Below are 17,473 nucleotides of genomic sequence, written 5' to 3' on the forward strand. Positions count from 1 at the left end.
ATGGCGTTGCGCTAATCAGGCCTACAGATTGCACATTCGTTTGCCGGATAAGGTGTAAGCACCGCCATCCGGCAGACGACTATCAGGCGTTGACGGCCTCGCCGGGATCCAGACTCAGATGGCGATTTGATGGCTGTACAAAGTACTGTTTGTCTTCCCAGCGTAGACAGGTGAGATCCCCGCCCCAGCAACACCCCGTATCTAACGCGTAAATACCTTCTGGTGTGCCTTTGCCCTCCAGCGATGCCCAGTGCCCGAATGCAATGCTATAGGCTTCACTGACAGGCCCAGGAATGGCAAACCACGGCTTCAGCGGGGCAGGCGCATCTTCTGGCGACTCTTTGCTGTACATGTCCAACTGACCGTTGGGGAAGCAGTAACGCATGCGGGTAAACGCGTTGGTAATAAAACGCAGGCGCGCCAGCCCCGTCAGCTCCGGGGTCCAGTTATTTGGCATGTCGCCGTACATGGCATCAAGGAAGAATGGATAAGAGTCGCTCGACAGCACGGCTTCAACATCGCGAGCACAGTCCTTCGCCGTCTGCAGATCCCACTGTGGGGTAATCCCTGCATGCGCCATGACCAGTTTCTTCTCTTCATCAACCTGCAACAGCGGCTGGCGACGTAGCCAGTTAAGCAGCGTGTCAGCATCCGGTGCCTCAAGCAGCGGCGTGAGCCGGTCTTTCGGTTTATTACGGCTGATGCCAGCAAACACGGCCAGCAGGTGTAAATCGTGATTACCGAGGACTAACCGCACGCTGTCGCCCAGCGATTTAACGTAGCGCAAAACGTCTAACGACCCTGGCCCACGCGCGACCAGATCGCCGGTGAGCCATAAGGTGTCTTGTTCTGGATTAAAGTCAACCTGGTGCAGCAAGGCTACCAGTTCATCGTAACAACCGTGAACGTCGCCAATGAGGTATGTTGCCATAGCTATTGTTTTAATGAATGAGTGTAGGAACGGCGAGTCGGAACACGGGAATGTCGATGGTAAAGGCGATCCCTTGCTCATCGATCATTTCGTAATGACCCTGCATGGTGCCCAGCGGTGTTTCAATCACCGCACCGCTGGTGTACTGGTACTCTTCGCCAGGTTCGATGTGGGGCTGAACGCCAACCACGCCTTCGCCCTGAACTTCGGTTTCACGGCCATGACCATTGGTGATCAACCAATAACGCCCCAACAGCTGCACAGGCGCTCGCCCCAAATTGCGGATAGTCACGGTATAAGCAAAAACGTAACGTTCATCATCAGGTGAGGATTGCGCCTCAATGTAGACGCTTTGTACCTGAATGCACACTCGGGGCGAATTGATCATGTTTAACTCTCCTTCGATGGCGCGTTTTCTGACAGATAGTTAGCCATCCGACAGTATTGCGCGACAGAGATATTTTCCGCTCGCATCGCCGGATCAACGCCCAGCTCTGTTAGTACTTCAACGCTAAACAGGTTACCGAGACTATTACGTACCGTTTTGCGACGCTGATTAAACGCTTCAGTGGTAATACGGCTCAGCACACGAACATCTTTAACGGGGTACGGCATTGTCGCGTGAGGGACCAGACGTACCACGGCGGAATCGACTTTAGGCGCAGGCGTAAATGCGGATGGCGGCACTTCAAGTACCGGGATCACATTGCAGTAATACTGCGCCATGACGCTTAATCGACCATACGCTTTACTGTTTGGCCCTGCAACCAGACGGTTGACCACCTCTTTTTGCAACATGAAATGCATGTCGGCGATGGCATCAGTATAGGAAAAAAGATGGAACATGAGCGGCGTGGAGATGTTGTACGGCAGGTTGCCGAATACGCGCAGCGGCTGACCCATCGTTTGTGCGAGTTCGCCGAAGTTCATGGTCATGGCATCTTGCTGATAAATCGTCAGCTTCGGCCCTAAAAACGGGTGTGTTTGCAGGCGGGCGGCGAGATCGCGGTCCAGCTCAATGACCGTGAGCTTGTCCAGGCGTTCGCCTACAGGTTCGGTCAACGCTGCCAGGCCCGGGCCGATTTCGACCATAGCCTGACCTTTCTGCGGGTTGATAGCAGAGACAATACTTTCGATCACAAACTGATCGTTGAGGAAGTTTTGCCCGAAACGTTTACGGGCTAAGTGGCCCTGATGGACTCGATTATTCATTGGTATTAACAATCATTTTGATGGCGAGATTAAGCGCCGTAATAAAACTGCCGACATCTGCTTGCCCACGACCCGCAAGTTCAAGCGCGGTGCCGTGATCGACGGATGTGCGAATAAAGGGCAGGCCCAGCGTGATATTCACACCGCGACCAAATCCCTGGTATTTTAGCACGGGGAGACCCTGATCGTGGTACATTGCCAGCACGGCATCCGCGTGGTCGAGATATTTGGGCTGAAACAGCGTATCTGCGGGCAGCGGGCCGTTTAATTTCATCCCCTGCGCACGCAGTTCATCAAGGACCGGAATGAGGGTTTCTATCTCTTCCGTTCCCATATGACCACCTTCACCGGCATGCGGGTTAAGACCGCACACCAAAATATGCGGATCGGCAATGCCAAACTTGGTGCGCAAATCATGATGCAAAATACCGATCACTTCTTTAAGCAGAGCAGGCGTAATGGCGTCGGCAACGGCTCTGAGCGGCAAATGAGTGGTTGCCAGGGCAACGCGCAGCGCTTCAGTCGCCAGCATCATGACGACTTTCTTCGCCTGTGAGCGCTCTTCAAAAAACTCGGTATGTCCGGTAAACGGGACGCCTGCGTCATTGATTACGCCCTTGTGTACCGGACCGGTAATCAGCGCCGCAAACTCACCTTGCAGACAACCATCGCAGGAGCGAGCCAGCGTATCCACCACATATTGTCCGTTCTCTACCGCCAACTGACCCGCGATAACAGGCGCCCGCAGAGCAATCGGCAACAGCGTCAACGTACCTGCTGATTGCGGTCTGGCTGGGGTATCTGGAGAGTATGGGAGGAGTGAAAGCGGTAAACCGAGCATTGCTGCCCGGTCACTGAGGAGTGCGGCATCCGCACAGACAACGAGTTCTACAGGCCACTCACGCTGGGCGAGCTGAACCACCAGGTCCGGGCCAATCCCGGCGGGTTCGCCGGGAGTGATCACAACGCGTTGAATACGAGTCATTAGTTGCTCAGAACTTTAACGTAGGCGCTGGCGCGCTGTTCCTGCATCCAGGTCGCAGCTTCTTCCGAGAATTTACGGTTCATCAGCATACGATAAGCTCTGTCTTTCTGCGCCGCGTCAGTTTTATCAACGTTACGCGTGTCCAGCAGCTCGATCAGATGCCACCCGAAAGAGGAGTGCACCGGGGTACTCATCTGGCCTTTGTGAAGTTTGGTCAGCGCATCGCGGAAGGCGGGATCGAAAATATCCGCTGCAGCCCAGCCCAGATCGCCGCCCTGGTTGGCAGAACCCGGATCCTGAGAAAACTCTTTAGCCGCTGCCGCGAAGGTTGTTTTACCGCTCTTAATATCAGCTGCGATTTGTTCCAGCTTCAGACGCGCCTGTTGATCGGTCATGATCGGCGATGGCTTGAGCAGAATATGGCGGGCATGAACTTCAGTCACGGAGATGCTCTGGCTTTGACCACGCATATCGTTAACTTTCAGGATGTGGAAGCCGACACCAGAACGAATTGGGCCAATGATATCGCCTTTTTTCGCGGTGCTTAGCGCCTGGGCAAAGATGCCCGGCAGCTCCTGAATACGTCCCCAACCCATCTGGCCGCCTTTCAGCGCCTGCTGGTCAGCGGAATAGGTGATAGCCAGTTTGCCGAAATCGCTACCGTTACGCGCTTCATCAACAACAGAGCGCGCCTGACTTTCAGCCGCGTTAACCTGGTCAGAAGTTGGGTTTTCCGGTAATGGGATCAAGATGTGGCTCAGGTTCAGCTCGGTGCTGGCATCGTTTTGGTTGCCGACCTGCTGCGCCAGAGCATCCACTTCCTGAGGCAGGATAGTAACGCGACGGCGAACTTCGCTGTTACGCACTTCAGAGATGGTCATCTCTTTGCGGATTTGGTTACGATAGGTCGAATAGCTTAAGCCATCCTGTGCCAGACGGCTGCGCATCTGATCCAGCGTCATGTTGTTTTGCTTGGCGATGTTGGCAATCGCCTGATCCAGTTGCTCGTCAGAGATTTTAACACCCATCTTCTGACCCATCTGCAGGAGGATTTGATCCATGATCAAACGTTCCAGGATCTGATGACGCAGCGTGGCGTCGTCCGGTAACTGTTGACCAGCCTGACCCGCATTAAGTTTTACTGACTGCATTAAGCCATCGACGTCGCTTTCCAGAACGACGCCGTTATTGACGACGGCTGCGACTTTATCGACTACCTGTGGGGCAGCGAAACTGGTATTCGCGATCATGGCGATACCGAGAAGCAGCGTTTTCCAGTTCTTCATACTTTTTCCATTTCAATTAACCGCAAAGCGGATTACGTTGTAAATCAATCAGATCATAAAGAGCTTTGATACGGCAAAATGTTAGAACGCAACATTTGGTTGGTGCCGAGACCGTAGTTAGAACTCAGGCCGCGTAGTTCGATATTAAAGCCGATCGTGTTGTCATAAACTGCATGTTTCTGAGTGTCATCCCAGCCGTTCAGCTTACGTTCGTAGCCGAAGCGAATGGCGTAACAGCAGGAGTTGTACTGCAGACCCAGCATGGAATCCGCTTCTTTGTTCACGTTGGTATCAAAGTAGTAAGCCCCGACAATCGACCAGCGGTCAGCGATCGGGAAGCTTGCTACCGCACCCACCTGTGAAATCCCGTTTTCATATTGTGGTTTAGTCACATCACGGGAAGGCACTGCAGCCTGAATATACTCCGGGCTGGCATAACGGTAGTTCAATTGCAGCATACGGTTTTCGTCGCGACGATATTCGATGCTGCTGTTGCTGGTTGCGATGCTGTCCAGACGGGTATCGTACTGGATCCCACTGCGTAAACCCCAGCGTTCGGAGATGCGCCAGTAGGTGTCACCTGCCCATACCAATGAGCCCGTTTTGTCGTCATTCTCCCATTCGATATGGTCATCGCCGGTGCGAGACTCGGTGAAATAGTAGATTTGACCCACAGAAATATTAAAACGTTCAACGGCCGCGTCATCATAAACGCGAGATGTGACCCCGGTCGTTACCTGGTTGGCAGACGCGATGCGGTCCAGACCGCCATAGGTACGATCACGGAACAGGCCGCTGTAGTCAGATTGCAGCAGGGACGAGTCATAGTTATAGATATGACTTTGGTTGCGATACGGTACATACAGGTACTGCGCACGGGGCTCCAGCGTTTGGGTATAGCCCGGCGCTAACATGTTCATATCGCGCTCGAAGATCATCTTGCCGTCAACTTTAAACTGCGGCATGACGCGGTTGGCGGAATCATCGAGCTTGTTAACGTTACTCGGGTTGCTGTTGTACCAATCCAGGTTAGTCTGCTGATAGTGCGTTGCCAGCAGTTTCGCTTCGGTATTGATACTTCCCCAGTTATTCGACAACGGCAGATTAATTGTTGGTTCAAGGTGAACACGCGTCGCTTCCGGCATATTATCCGTGGTGTTCACAAAATGAACTGCCTGACCATAGATACGGGTATCAAACGGACCGACGTCATTCTGGTAAAAGTTAACGTCTAACTGCGGTTCGGCGGAATAACTACTTTTGTTCTGATCGTCAAAGACCTGGAACTGCTTGGTCGAAACCGTCGCATCAAAGTTTTGTACCGCATAGCCGACGCTGAATTTTTGCGTGGCGTAGCCGTCAGTACTGGAACCGTATTTATTATCAAAATCGTTAAAGTAGCTGGAATCGCTGACCTTGGTGTAGTCAACGTTGAAACGCCACACCTGATCCATCACACCAGAGTGTTGCCAGTAGAACAGCCAGCGGCGGGAATTGTCATCCTTCGGATGTTCATCCTCGTACACTTTATCGGAATTCAGATAGTCGAACTCCATCAGACCTGCACCCGCCTGGGTGAGGTAGCGGAATTCGTTCTCCCACATGATACCGCCACGACGGTGCATATAATGCGGCGTGATGGTGGCGTCCATATTGGGCGCAATGTTCCAATAATACGGGAGATAGAACTCAAAATAGTTATTGGTAGAGTATTTTGCGTTCGGGATCAGGAAACCAGAGCGACGCTTATCGCCGACGGGTAACTGTAAATAAGGACTGTAAAAGACCGGAACCGGACCCAGTTTAAAACGGGCGTTCCAGATCTCTGCGACCTGTTCTTCACGGTCGTGAATGACTTCGCTACCGACGACGCTCCAGGTATTGGAACCTGGCAGACAAGAGGTGAAGCTACCGTTTTCCAGAATGGTATAGCGGTTTTCCCCACGCTGCTTCATCAGATCGGCTTTTCCGCGCCCCTGACGACCTACCATCTGATAATCACCTTCCCAGATGTTGGTATCTTTGGTATTCAGATTAGACCAGCCCTTCGGCCCCTTCAGAATAACCTGATTGTCATCATAATGGACATTGCCCAGCGCATCGACGGTACGAACTGGCTCCGGCTGGCCTTCTGCCTGCTTCTGATGAAGCTGCACTTCGTCGGCCTGCAGGCGGCTGTTACCCTGTGCGATGTCCACATTGCCGGTAAACACCGCGTCATCCGGGTAATTCCCTTTCGCGTTGTCAGCAGTGATGGTGACGGGTAATTCATTAGTCTCGCCCTGTACCAGAGGACGGTCATAGCTTGGCACGCCCAGCATACACTGTGAGGCGAGATCGGCTGCCAGACCCTGATGGCTATAGAGGGCGCTGGCAATCATGGTGGCCAGAAGAGTGGGAATACGTTTTTTCATACGTTGTATTTATTGTTCCATCATCAGTAGCGTCGCGCGTGACAAACGGTCACAGCCTAACTTATCTCATCTTCACTTCGCTAGTATTAATCCTGCCCATTTTATCCCGCCACCTTTCAAGCTGCATCTTCGTTCCAGATGAATTGGTCACTGCGTTGCCGCCTTGTTGCAACTCGAAATCCAACGGGTATAGCGTTTGTGGTGTTAGGCACGGCATAGAATGACAGGTATGATAATGCAAATTATAGGCGATGTCCCACAATTGACCGCAGCCGTAAATCGGTAAAAGCACCTTATATTGTGGGACATATCCTGGCTGAGAGCAGAAAGATTTGGGGAGTCTATGCAGTATTGGGGAAAGATAATTGGTGTCGCCGTGGCCTTAATGATGGGCGGCGGCTTCTGGGGTGTGGTTCTGGGCCTGTTAATTGGCCACATGTTCGACAAAGCCCGCATGCGCAAAATGGCGTGGTTTGCCAACCAGCGTGAACGCCAGGCGCTGTTTTTTGCCACCACTTTTGAGGTGATGGGGCATCTGACCAAATCCAAAGGTCGCGTCACGGAAGCCGATATCCATATCGCCAGTCAATTGATGGATCGAATGAATTTGCACGGCGACTCGCGTACCGCCGCGCAACATGCCTTCCGGGTGGGAAAATCGGACAATTACCCATTACGTGAAAAAATGCGTCAGTTTCGCAGCGTCTGTTTTGGTCGCTTCGATCTGATCCGCATGTTTCTGGAGATTCAGATCCAGGCAGCTTTTGCCGATGGGTCGTTGCATCCGAACGAGCGTGAAGTGCTGTATGTGATTGCTGAAGAGTTGGGGATCTCACGTACCCAATTTGATCAGTTTCTGCGCATGATGCAGGGCGGCGCCCAGTTTGGCGGCGGATATCAGCAGCAGTCCGGCGGCGGTGGCTGGCAGCAGGCGCAACGCGGTCCGACGCTGGAAGACGCCTGCAATGTGCTGGGTGTGAAAGCGACCGATGATGCGACCACCATTAAGCGCGCATACCGTAAGCTGATGAGCGAGCACCATCCGGACAAACTGGTGGCGAAAGGCCTGCCGCCAGAAATGATGGAAATGGCGAAGCAAAAAGCGCAGGAAATTCAAAAAGCTTACGAGCTAATTAAAGAACAGAAAGGCTTTAAATAATCGTTATGCCGGATGGCAGCTAGCGCCTTATCCGGCCTACGTTAATGAATGTAGGCCGGGCAAGCGAAGCACCCGGCCTAAATGGGGCCTGCGTTTAAAAATCTGCCGGAACTTTAAACGTCATACTGTTGCCGTATTCGGGATGCGTGATAGTTAACATCTCTGCGTGCAGCAGCAGGCGCGGCGCTAACGCCAGGGCCTGTGGCGGGGCGTAGAAGCGGTCGCCCAGAATCGGATGCCCTAATGCCAGCATATGCACACGCAACTGGTGGGAGCGTCCGGTAATGGGTTTGAGCACGACCCGGGCGGTGTTATCTTCCGCGAACTCCACCACTTCATACTCGGTCTGCGCCGATTTTCCGGTCTTATAACACACTTTCTGCTTTGGCCGATTCGGCCAGTCGCAAATCAGCGGTAAATCAACCAGCCCCTCGGCCGGAGCGGGATGTCCCCAGACGCGTGCGACATACTGTTTCTTCGGCTCGCGTTCGCGAAACTGGCGCTTTAGCTCGCGCTCTGCCGCTTTAGTTAGCGCTACTACAATCACGCCGCTGGTTGCCATATCCAGACGATGTACGGATTCAGCCTGCGGATAATCGCGCTGAATACGCGTCATCACGCTGTCTTTGTGTTCATCCAGACGACCCGGCACGGACAACAAGCCGCTCGGCTTGTTGACCACCATAATGTGCTCATCCTGATACAGGATAACCAGCCAGGGTTCCTGCGGCGGATTATAGTTTTCCATCCCCATGTCAGGCTCCGTTACTGATGCGTCACGACAATCAGGCGCAGGGCATCCAGACGCCATCCCGCCTGATCCAGGCTTTCCATCACCTGCTGACGATTGCTTTCAATGGCGCTGAGTTCGTCATCACGGATGTTCGGGTTAACGGCACGCAGCGCTTCCAGACGGGAGAGTTCAGCCGTCAGCTTCTCGTCCGCTTCTTTGCGCGCCGCGTCGATCAGCGCGCGGGCCGATTTTTCTACCTGCGCTTCACCGAGTTGCAGAATGGCATGCACATCCTGCTGTACGGCGTTGACCAGTTTACTGCCGGTGTGGCGGTTAACGGCGCTGAGCTGACGGTTAAAGGTTTCGAATTCAACCTGCGCGGCAAGGTTGTTGCCGTTTTTGTCCAGCAGCATGCGTACCGGGGTTGGCGGCAGGAAGCGGTTTAACTGCAGCTGTTTTGGCGCTTGCGCTTCAACGACGTAGACCAGTTCAACCAGCAGTGTACCGACTGGTAATGCTTTGTTTTTCAGCAAAGAAATGGTGCTGCTTCCGGTGTCGCCGGAGAGGATCAGATCCAGACCATTACGGATCAGCGGATGCTCCCAGGTAATAAACTGCGCGTCTTCACGCGACAGGGCAACATCACGCTCAAACGTAATGGTACAGCCATCTTCCGGCAGCCCAGGGAAATCCGGCACCAGCATATGATCGGACGGTGTCAGTACGATCAAATTGTCGCCACGGTCATCCTGATTAATACCAACGATATCAAACAGGTTCATGGCGAAGGCGATCAGGCTGGTATCGTCGTCCTGTTCTTCAATACTCTCAGCCAGCGCCAGCGCTTTTTCGCCGCCGTTAGAGTGGATCTCCAGCAGGCGATCGCGACCTTGCTCCAGCTGTGCTTTCAGCGCGTCATGCTGTTCGCGACAGGTTTTGATCAGATCGTCAAAGCCATCGGTGTTTTCTGGCTCAGCCAGGTAGCCGATCAGATTGTTATATACCGTGTCATAGATGGTACGTCCGGTCGGGCAAGTGTGTTCGAACGCATCCAGACCTTCGTGGTACCAACGCACCAGCACGGATTGCGCGGTTTTTTCCAGGTATGGAACGTGGATCTGGATATCATGCACCTGACCAATACGGTCCAGACGGCCAATACGCTGTTCCAGCAGGTCCGGATTGAACGGCAGATCAAACATCACCAGATGGCTGGCGAACTGGAAGTTACGTCCTTCGGAGCCGATTTCAGAGCACAGCATCACCTGGGCGCCGCTATCTTCTTCGCTAAACCAGGCCGCAGCGCGGTCACGTTCAATGATCGACATCCCTTCATGGAACACGGCGGCGCGGATACCTTCGCGCTCGCGCAGAACCTGCTCCAGCTGAAGCGCAGTGGTGGCTTTCGCGCAGATGACCAGAACTTTTTGCGAGCGGTGGCTGGTCAGGTAGCCCATCAGCCATTCCACGCGCGGGTCAAAGTTCCACCAGGTGCCGGTGTCGCCTTCGAATTCCTGATAAATCTGCTCCGGGTAGAGCATGTCGCGCGCGCGGTCTTCCGCACTCTTACGCGCGCCCATAATGCCGGAGACTTTAATGGCCGTCTGGTATTGGGTTGGCAACGGCAATTTGATGGTATGCAGCTCGCGTTTCGGGAAGCCTTTCACACCGTTACGGGTATTTCGGAACAGCACGCGGCTGGTGCCGTGGCGGTCCATCAGCATCGAAACCAGCTCCTGACGCGCGCTCTGGGCGTCTTCGCTGTCGCTGTTTGCCGCCTGCAGTAACGGCTCAATGTCCTGTTCGCCAATCATGTCACCTAACATGTTCAGCTCATTGTTACTCAGCTTGTTGCCAGCCAGTAACATGGCGACGGCGTCGGCGACCGGACGGTAATTTTTCTGTTCTTCAACAAACTGGGCGAAATCGTGGAAGCGGCTTGGATCCAGTAGGCGCAGGCGCGCAAAGTGGCTTTCCAGGCCCAGCTGTTCCGGCGTTGCGGTCAGCAGCAGGATGCCTGGTACGCGCTCTGCCAGCTGTTCAACGGCCATATATTCACGGCTGGGCGCGTCTTCGCTCCACACCAGGTGATGGGCTTCATCGACAATCAGCAGATCCCATTCGGCATCACACAGGTGCTCCAGACGCTGTTTACTGCGACGGGCAAAGTCCAGCGAACAGATAACCAACTGTTCGGTTTCAAACGGGTTGTAGGCATCGTGCTGCGCTTCGGCATAACGCTCATCATCAAACAGCGCAAAGCGCAGGTTGAAACGACGCAGCATTTCGACCAGCCACTGGTGTTGTAACGTCTCCGGGACGATGATCAGCACGCGCTCCGCGGCGCCTGACAGCAGCTGTTGATGCAGGATCATCCCTGCTTCAATGGTTTTACCTAAACCCACTTCGTCTGCCAGCAACACGCGAGGGGCATGACGACGGCCGACATCATGGGCAATGTTGAGCTGGTGGGGGATCAGGCTGGTACGTTGACCACGCAAGCCACTCCACGGCATACGGTACTGCTCGCTCTGAAATTTACGTGCGCGATAGCGCAGCGCAAAGCGGTCCATACGATCAATCTGGCCGGCAAACAGGCGATCCTGGGGTTTACTGAAAACCAGTTTGCTGTCGAGCAGCACTTCACGCAGCGTTACACCGGTTTCTTCGGTATCAAGGCGGGTTCCGATATAGGCAAGCAGGCCGTTTTCTTCTTTTACTTCATCGACATGCAGTTGCCAGCCTTCATGGCTCGTTATCGTGTCGCCAGGGTTGAACATCACGCGGGTCACGGGGGAATCACTGCGCGCATACAGACGGTTTTCACCCGTCGATGAGAAAAGTAAAGTGACGGTTCGCGCATCCATGGCGACAACAGTACCAAGTCCCAATTCGCTTTCTGTATCGCTGATCCAGCGTTGACCAAGTGTAAAAGGCATATATGTTCGGCTCTATATCTTTAATTGCAGGCAATACTCGTCATTTTCCGGGCTAGTCCCCGTTATTGAGAGCATACGACCCCGCTACCAGGCTAATAAATCAGTGGTAGGGGTGTTAAATGGGTCCAGGAATGGAAAGGGCGCTATGGTACTGGATGGCGGCGGTTTCGTCACGCGTCAAAATAACCCCAGTTGTCCTGTGAGTAGTGTAGCAAAATTATCGTCAATAAAGGGAAGAATTCCCTCGGCAACCGGCTGGATCTGGCGGGTCAGATAATGCTCGTAATCAAGTGCAGATTGCTGATAATCAACAGGTTCAGGTCCATTTATCGTCCAGACATATTTAATCGTGCCACGATTCTGATACTGCTGTGGACGCCCCGGTTTGACATTCTGCTCATCGGCGAGCCGCGCGGCGCGAACGTGCGGCGGAACATTCCGCTGGTATTCGCTCAACGGGCGGCGCAGGCGTTTGCGGTACACCAGGTGTTCATCCAGTTCACCCGCCATCAGACGGTCGATAGTCTCGCGAACAAACTCTTGATAAGGCTCGTTACGAAAAATTCGCAGGTACAGCTCCTGCTGAAACTGCTGGGCCAGCGGCGTCCAGTCGGTGCGTACCGTTTCCAGACCTTTAAATACCATGCGTTGCTCAGCACCTGACTGAATCATTCCGGCGTAGCGTTTTTTGCTGCCGGTATCTGCACCGCGAATGGTCGGCATCAGAAAGCGACAAAAGTGGGTTTCAAATTCCAGCTCCAGCGCGCTGGTCAGGTTTTGCTGCTGCAGCGATTGCGCCCACCAGTTGTTGACATAGCTCACCAGCTCCCGACCAATCCGGGCCGCATCGTCTTCCGAGTGCGCCTTTTTAAGCCAGACAAAGGTGGAGTCGGTGTCGCCATAGATGACGTCGTAACCCTGAGCCTCAATCAGCGCTTTGGTCTGACGCATGATCGCGTGACCGCGCATGGTGATAGACGAAGCCAGCCTCGGGTCGAAAAAGCGGCAGGCGGTGGTGCCAAGCACGCCGTAAAACGCGTTCATGATGATTTTCAGCGCCTGTGAGAGCGGCTTATTGCCGCGGCGTTTGGCTTCATCACGCCCATGCCAGATCTGGGTAACGATTTCCGGCAGACAGTGCTTTTCGCGTGAGAACCAGGCGTCAAGGAACCCCTCGGTACTGTGTTCCCGATCCGGCTGTGCCATCCCTTCGATAAGTCCCACTGGATCGATCAAAAAAGTACGAATAATTGACGGGTACAGGCTTTTGTAATCCAGCACCAGCACGGAGTCGTACAAACCCGGGCGCGAGTCCATCACGTAGCCACCGGGGCTGGCGTGCGCGGGAACTTCCCCCATATTCGGTGCCACATAGCCCGCCCGGTGCATTCGCGGTAGGTAGAGATGGCCGAAGGCGGCAACGGAACCGCCGTGCCGGTCGACCGGCAGGCCGTTTACCGTCGATCGTTCCAGCAAAAATGGCATGATCTCGGTTTTATGAAAAATACGCGTGACCAGCTCACAGTCTTTGAGATTGTAGGTGGCGAGTGCGGGCTTATCCTGGGCAAACCGGCGATCTATTTCGTCCATCCTGTCCCAGGGATTATCTATCGACTTCCCTTCGCCCAGCAGCTCCTGTGACACCGTTTCCAGTGAAAAGGATGAGAAATTCCAGAATGCGGATTTAAGCGCCTCAATGCCGTCGATAATCAGGCGACCTTTAGCCTGCGCGAAGAATACGCCGTTTTTGAAGCCATGTTCGCGCCACTCCAGCTCGCTATTGTCACGGCCAAAACGCAGGGGAATGCGGTAACGTTCAGCATGCTTTTGCAGGACGCGTAAATCGAATTGCACGACGTTCCAGCCGATTACCACATCAGGATCGTGACGGGCAATCCAGTCGTTGAGCTTTTCCAGTAACTGCGGGCGGCTTGCGACATATTCAAGTTCAAAATCCAGCGCTGAGGCATCGCCGTTTGCCGGGCCGAGCATGTAGACAATACGCTGCCCACAGCCTTCAAGGCCGATACAGTAGAGTTCGCCGTGGCGCGTGGTTTCGATATCCAGCGAGACCCATTTCAGCGGCGGTCGATAGTCAGGGTTCGGCTTCAACCGGGCATTAACCAGCGTACCGTTATGTCTGTCGCCTTCAACCCACACAGGTGAGGTGATAAAACGCTCCATCAGATACCGTTCCGGCGGACGCACGTCGGCCTCGTAGACGGTAATTGCGTTTTCACGCAGCAGCTTTTCAAGCCGCATAAGCTGGCGATGTGAGCGGCAATACAGGCCGGAAACAGGCTGGCGGTGGAAGTCTTGCAATTGCAGCGGCGTCAGACGATAGCCGTTTTCATTGCGTAATAATGACGCTACGCGAGGAACCTGACTGACAGGAATAAACGCGACCGACTCCTGAGGCGCGAGCGTGACCTGTAGCGGCCCGTCGTCCGTAGCCAGCCAGAATGTGACCTCAGTTCCCTGCGGGGTGTCCCGCCAGTGCCGGGTTAAAATAAAGCCTGCCTGCGCCACGCTGCGTACCCATTAAAAAACCAGGCATTATTATAGCCTGGTTTACACGATTGTACTGTTATTTTGTACAGTTAAAAATGAGAGCTGCGGGCAGTTATTGTGACAGTAACAGTAAAATGCCCTCCGCAGTAAAAGTGTTACAGGATAGAGTTTGGTATTTAATAAATGAATGCCTTAATTGAAAACTCTTCCTTGAATTATTTTATTGGCCTGTCATGGCTATTTGTATCTATTATTCTTTTGTAATTATATTTGTTTCATAAATTGGAAGTCCGTTTCAGGATTTTTATGTCATTTTCGGAATCGTGCTCGTACGGTTTTGTTACTCATCCCTCGGTTCAGGAAAAATGGTTATTTTTTTTATTTGTTTTTATTCATGGTTAGTGTAACTATTTTAATCAAACACTCGGGTTACCAGGTTGAATATAATATATTTTTATGGCTTGCTATTGTCTGGATAAAAACGGATTTTCGGTTCGATTTCGTCGGGAATATCTCTCTGTATAATTTGATTTTTATCGCTGAATATAATTTTATTCATCAGATAGCTCGGGTGTTTTATATCAATAGCTTGGGTGCGTAGTGTTATGGAGGCCTATTATGGATATTTATACTCAGGCGTTACAGGTAGGATATGACCACTATTTATTTGTTAATACTCAGTTATCTAACCCTACAATTAAATCAGTAAGTCAATATATTGAGTATAGAACGTGGTCAGGTCAAATTTGGCGTACTGAGGTTATTGAACGTGGGAATGCTTTCTTTCACTGGCAAGGGCATGACAGAATAAATGGTCATCGTGATACTGTGATTAATTATCTGTTGAATGGACAGCGCTGGCAGTCAACGATTACAGATTACATTTTCTTTCATTCACTGGATGGTGAAGAGGCGCAGGGACATTATGACAACGTGATTAAATACGTTTGTGCTAATAACTGTGTGTATCGAAGTGCGTTTGCGGAATATATAAAGGAATAACCAGAGAGCGCGCCACCGAGATTTCGGGCGCGCTCAGATTGTTTTCACTGGCCGTAGTAGGCTTTTGCGCCGTGTTTACGCAGGTAGTGTTTATCTAACAGGGTTTGCTGCATATCCGGCAATTGCGGCGCGAGCTGGCGACAGAAGATCCCCATGTAGGCGACTTCTTCCAGCACGATGGCGTTGTGTACCGCATCTTCGGCGTTTTTTCCCCAGGCAAACGGACCGTGAGAGTGCACCAGCACGCCAGGCATCTGCGAAGCGTCAATGCCTTGTTTCTCAAAGGTTTCAACGATCACGTTACCGGTTTCCCACTCATATTCGCCGTTGATTTCTTCCTCGGTCATTTTCCGTGTGCAGGGAATCGATCCGTAGAAATAGTCCGCATGAGTGGTACCCGTGGCTGGAATCGACTGGCCCGCCTGCGCCCAGATGGTCGCATGACGCGAATGGGTATGAACAATGCCACCAATGGTCGGGAATGCCTGATACAGCAGACGGTGCGTTGGGGTATCGGAGGAGGGTTTCTTCGTACCTTCTATAACCTCACCGGTGGCGATACTGACTACGACCATATCTTCTGCGGTCATAACGCTGTAATCGACCCCGGATGGTTTAATCACAAACACGCCGCGCTCGCGGTCGACGGCACTCACGTTCCCCCAGGTCAAGGTAACCAGGTGGTGCTTAGGCAACGCCAGATTGGCTTCCAGCACCTGACGTTTGAGATCTTCTAACATGTTGATTCCTCTGTGCCGGATGGCGGGCAAACGCAGAGCCATCCGGCAACAACATAATTAACGTTTAAAACCGTAATAGACGTCGTTCCAGCGCAGCGCGTCCTTAAAGGCCGGCAGGCGGGTATCGTTGTCGATCACGGCGATCTCGATATCGTGCATTTCAGCGAACTGGCGCATATCGTTTAGATCCAGCGCGTGGCTGAAGACGGTGTGGTGCGCGCCACCGGCCAGGATCCAAGCTTCAGAGGCGGTTGGCAGATCAGGCTGGGCTTTCCACAATGCGTTAGCCACCGGCAGTTTCGGCAGGGAGTGCGGTGTTTGAACCGTGTCGATGCAGTTAACCAACAGGCGATAGCGATCGCCAAGATCGATCAGGCTGGCAACGACTGCCGGGCCAGTTTTGGTGTTGAAGATCAGACGAGCGGGATCGTCTTTACCACCAATGCCGAGATGCTGAACGTCGAGGATCGGTTTATCTTCCACCGCGATAGACGGGCACACTTCCAGCATGTGCGAGCCGAGCACCAGATCGTTGCCTTTCTCGAAGTGGTAGGTGTAATCCTCCATAAATGAGGTGCCGCCCTGCAGACCGGTTGACATCACCTTCATGATGCGAAGCAGAGCGGCGGTTTTCCAGTCGCCTTCGCCCGCAAAGCCGTAGCCTTGCTGCATCAGACGCTGTACGGCCAGACCCGGGAGCTGTTTCAGGCCGTGTAAATCTTCAAATGTCGTGGTAAAGGCGTGGAATCCGCCCTGTTCCAGGAAGCGCTTCATCCCCAGTTCAATACGGGCCGCTTCCAGTACGTTTTGACGTTTCTCACCGTGGACTTGCGTTGCCGCCGTCATGGTGTAGGTGCTTTCATACTCATCGATTAGCGCGTTGATTTCGCCGTCGCTAATGGAGTTCACTACCTGCACCAGATCGCCTACGGCCCAGGTATTTACCGAGAAGCCGAATTTGATCTGCGCAGCGACTTTATCGCCATCGGTGACCGCGACTTCACGCATGTTGTCGCCAAAACGGCAGACTTTCAGATGGCGGGTATCCTGTTTGGACACGGCCTGGCGCATCCAGGAGCCGATGCGTTCGTGCGCTTGTTTGTCCTGCCAGTGACCGGTGACCACGGCGTGCTGCTGACGCATACGTGCGCCGATGAAGCCGAATTCACGGCCGCCGTGCGCGGTCTGGTTCAGGTTCATAAAGTCCATATCAATGCTGTCCCACGGCAGGGCGGCGTTGAACTGGGTATGGAATTGCATCAGCGGCTTGTTGAGGATAGTCAGACCGTTAATCCACATTTTGGCCGGAGAGAAAGTGTGCAGCCAGACCACCAGACCTGCGCAGCGATCGTCGTAGTTAGCGTCACGACAAATAGCGGTAATCTCGTCAGGTGAAGTACCAAGCGGTTTTAAAACCAGTTTGCAGGGCAGTTTAGCTTCAGTATTCAGCGCGTTAACGACGTGCTCGGCATGTTGGGTTACCTGACGCAGGGTTTCAGGGCCATACAGATGCTGGCTACCAATCACAAACCACACTTCATAGTTATCAAAAATCGTCATT

The 17,473-nt window shown here is 53.1% G+C and carries 13 protein-coding genes; 2 read left to right on the plus strand and 11 right to left on the minus strand.

The window, feature by feature from the left end:
• Window positions 1–82: 82 nt before the first annotated feature.
• From apaH to lptD, 6 genes are read right to left on the minus strand one after another with little or no spacing between them, the layout of a single operon-like run.
• A complete protein-coding gene (apaH, locus tag ABIE10_RS14785) occupies window positions 83–931 on the minus strand; it encodes a bis(5'-nucleosyl)-tetraphosphatase (symmetrical) ApaH (RefSeq protein ID WP_429156155.1) in 849 nt (282 codons plus the stop codon).
• Window positions 932–941: 10 nt separating this feature from the next.
• The gene (gene apaG, locus ABIE10_RS14790) at window positions 942–1,319 is read right to left on the minus strand and encodes a Co2+/Mg2+ efflux protein ApaG (RefSeq protein WP_003018867.1); all 378 of its coding nucleotides are present in this window, start codon (window positions 1,317–1,319) and stop codon (window positions 942–944) included.
• A gap of 2 nt (window positions 1,320–1,321) precedes the next feature.
• Window positions 1,322–2,143: a 16S rRNA (adenine(1518)-N(6)/adenine(1519)-N(6))-dimethyltransferase RsmA gene (gene rsmA, locus ABIE10_RS14795; RefSeq protein WP_003018865.1), complete on the minus strand. Its 822-nt coding sequence runs from the start codon at window positions 2,141–2,143 to the stop codon at window positions 1,322–1,324.
• Window positions 2,136–3,128 (minus strand): 4-hydroxythreonine-4-phosphate dehydrogenase PdxA, encoded by a 993-nt coding sequence (pdxA, locus tag ABIE10_RS14800; protein WP_429156158.1) that lies wholly within the window; start codon window positions 3,126–3,128, stop codon window positions 2,136–2,138. Before pdxA ends, rsmA begins: the two co-directional genes overlap by 8 nt.
• The gene (gene surA / locus ABIE10_RS14805; protein WP_131380614.1) at window positions 3,128–4,414 is read right to left on the minus strand and encodes a peptidylprolyl isomerase SurA; all 1,287 of its coding nucleotides are present in this window, start codon (window positions 4,412–4,414) and stop codon (window positions 3,128–3,130) included. The genes pdxA and surA overlap by 1 nt, the downstream gene beginning before the upstream one ends.
• 53 nt (window positions 4,415–4,467) lie before the next feature.
• Window positions 4,468–6,828 (minus strand): LPS assembly protein LptD, encoded by a 2,361-nt coding sequence (lptD, locus tag ABIE10_RS14810; RefSeq protein ID WP_316147050.1) that lies wholly within the window; start codon window positions 6,826–6,828, stop codon window positions 4,468–4,470.
• A 343-nt stretch (window positions 6,829–7,171) separates the two neighbouring features.
• On the opposite strand from lptD, the gene djlA reads away from it, so the two are divergent.
• Window positions 7,172–7,987 (plus strand): co-chaperone DjlA, encoded by an 816-nt coding sequence (gene djlA / locus ABIE10_RS14815; RefSeq protein ID WP_429156161.1) that lies wholly within the window; start codon window positions 7,172–7,174, stop codon window positions 7,985–7,987.
• Window positions 7,988–8,081: 94 nt separating this feature from the next.
• On the opposite strand, the gene rluA is transcribed toward djlA, so the two are convergent.
• The 3 genes from rluA to polB all read right to left on the minus strand — a co-directional run bounded on the left by rluA (window position 8,082) and on the right by polB (window position 14,188).
• Window positions 8,082–8,741: a bifunctional tRNA pseudouridine(32) synthase/23S rRNA pseudouridine(746) synthase RluA gene (gene rluA / locus ABIE10_RS14820; protein WP_235117100.1), complete on the minus strand. Its 660-nt coding sequence runs from the start codon at window positions 8,739–8,741 to the stop codon at window positions 8,082–8,084.
• Between the two features lie 11 nt (window positions 8,742–8,752).
• Entirely contained in the window at window positions 8,753–11,659 is a 2,907-nt protein-coding gene (gene rapA, locus ABIE10_RS14825) for an RNA polymerase-associated protein RapA (RefSeq protein WP_101700374.1), read from the minus strand.
• A 177-nt stretch (window positions 11,660–11,836) separates the two neighbouring features.
• Window positions 11,837–14,188 carry a DNA polymerase II gene (gene polB, locus ABIE10_RS14830; RefSeq protein ID WP_429156164.1) on the minus strand — a complete coding sequence of 784 codons (2,352 nt, stop codon included), beginning with the start codon at window positions 14,186–14,188 and terminating at the stop codon, window positions 11,837–11,839.
• 600 nt (window positions 14,189–14,788) lie between these two features.
• Here polB and ABIE10_RS14835 point away from each other — a divergent pair.
• Complete coding sequence (locus tag ABIE10_RS14835) at window positions 14,789–15,172, plus strand: DUF4751 family protein (RefSeq protein WP_016155677.1); 384 nt, start codon at window positions 14,789–14,791, stop codon at window positions 15,170–15,172.
• A gap of 44 nt (window positions 15,173–15,216) precedes the next feature.
• On the opposite strand, the gene araD is transcribed toward ABIE10_RS14835, so the two are convergent.
• Complete coding sequence (araD, locus tag ABIE10_RS14840) at window positions 15,217–15,912, minus strand: L-ribulose-5-phosphate 4-epimerase (protein WP_103766839.1); 696 nt, start codon at window positions 15,910–15,912, stop codon at window positions 15,217–15,219.
• 57 nt (window positions 15,913–15,969) lie between these two features.
• Window positions 15,970–17,472 (minus strand): L-arabinose isomerase, encoded by a 1,503-nt coding sequence (gene araA, locus ABIE10_RS14845; protein WP_016155678.1) that lies wholly within the window; start codon window positions 17,470–17,472, stop codon window positions 15,970–15,972.
• Window position 17,473: the final 1 nt, after the last annotated feature.

Origin of the sequence: Citrobacter sp. 506, from assembly GCF_050434985.1 — a bacterium.
Taxonomy (GTDB): Bacteria; Pseudomonadota; Gammaproteobacteria; order Enterobacterales; family Enterobacteriaceae; genus Citrobacter; species Citrobacter braakii.

Bases quoted from the DNA above. Each gene is read 5' to 3' on its own strand.
- rsmA (WP_003018865.1), bottom strand. From the start codon at position 2,143: ATGAATAATCGAGTCCATCAGGGCCACTTAGCCCGTAAACGTTTCGGG.
- surA (WP_131380614.1), bottom strand. From the start codon at position 4,414: ATGAAGAACTGGAAAACGCTGCTTCTCGGTATCGCCATGATCGCGAAT.
- araD (WP_103766839.1), bottom strand. From the start codon at position 15,912: ATGTTAGAAGATCTCAAACGTCAGGTGCTGGAAGCCAATCTGGCGTTG.
- apaH (WP_429156155.1), bottom strand. From the start codon at position 931: ATGGCAACATACCTCATTGGCGACGTTCACGGTTGTTACGATGAACTG.
- lptD (WP_316147050.1), bottom strand. From the start codon at position 6,828: ATGAAAAAACGTATTCCCACTCTTCTGGCCACCATGATTGCCAGCGCC.
- apaG (WP_003018867.1), bottom strand. From the start codon at position 1,319: ATGATCAATTCGCCCCGAGTGTGCATTCAGGTACAAAGCGTCTACATT.
- djlA (WP_429156161.1), top strand. From the start codon at position 7,172: ATGCAGTATTGGGGAAAGATAATTGGTGTCGCCGTGGCCTTAATGATG.
- rluA (WP_235117100.1), bottom strand. From the start codon at position 8,741: ATGGGGATGGAAAACTATAATCCGCCGCAGGAACCCTGGCTGGTTATC.
- araA (WP_016155678.1), bottom strand. From the start codon at position 17,472: ATGACGATTTTTGATAACTATGAAGTGTGGTTTGTGATTGGTAGCCAG.
- ABIE10_RS14835 (WP_016155677.1), top strand. From the start codon at position 14,789: ATGGATATTTATACTCAGGCGTTACAGGTAGGATATGACCACTATTTA.
- pdxA (WP_429156158.1), bottom strand. From the start codon at position 3,128: ATGACTCGTATTCAACGCGTTGTGATCACTCCCGGCGAACCCGCCGGG.
- rapA (WP_101700374.1), bottom strand. From the start codon at position 11,659: ATGCCTTTTACACTTGGTCAACGCTGGATCAGCGATACAGAAAGCGAA.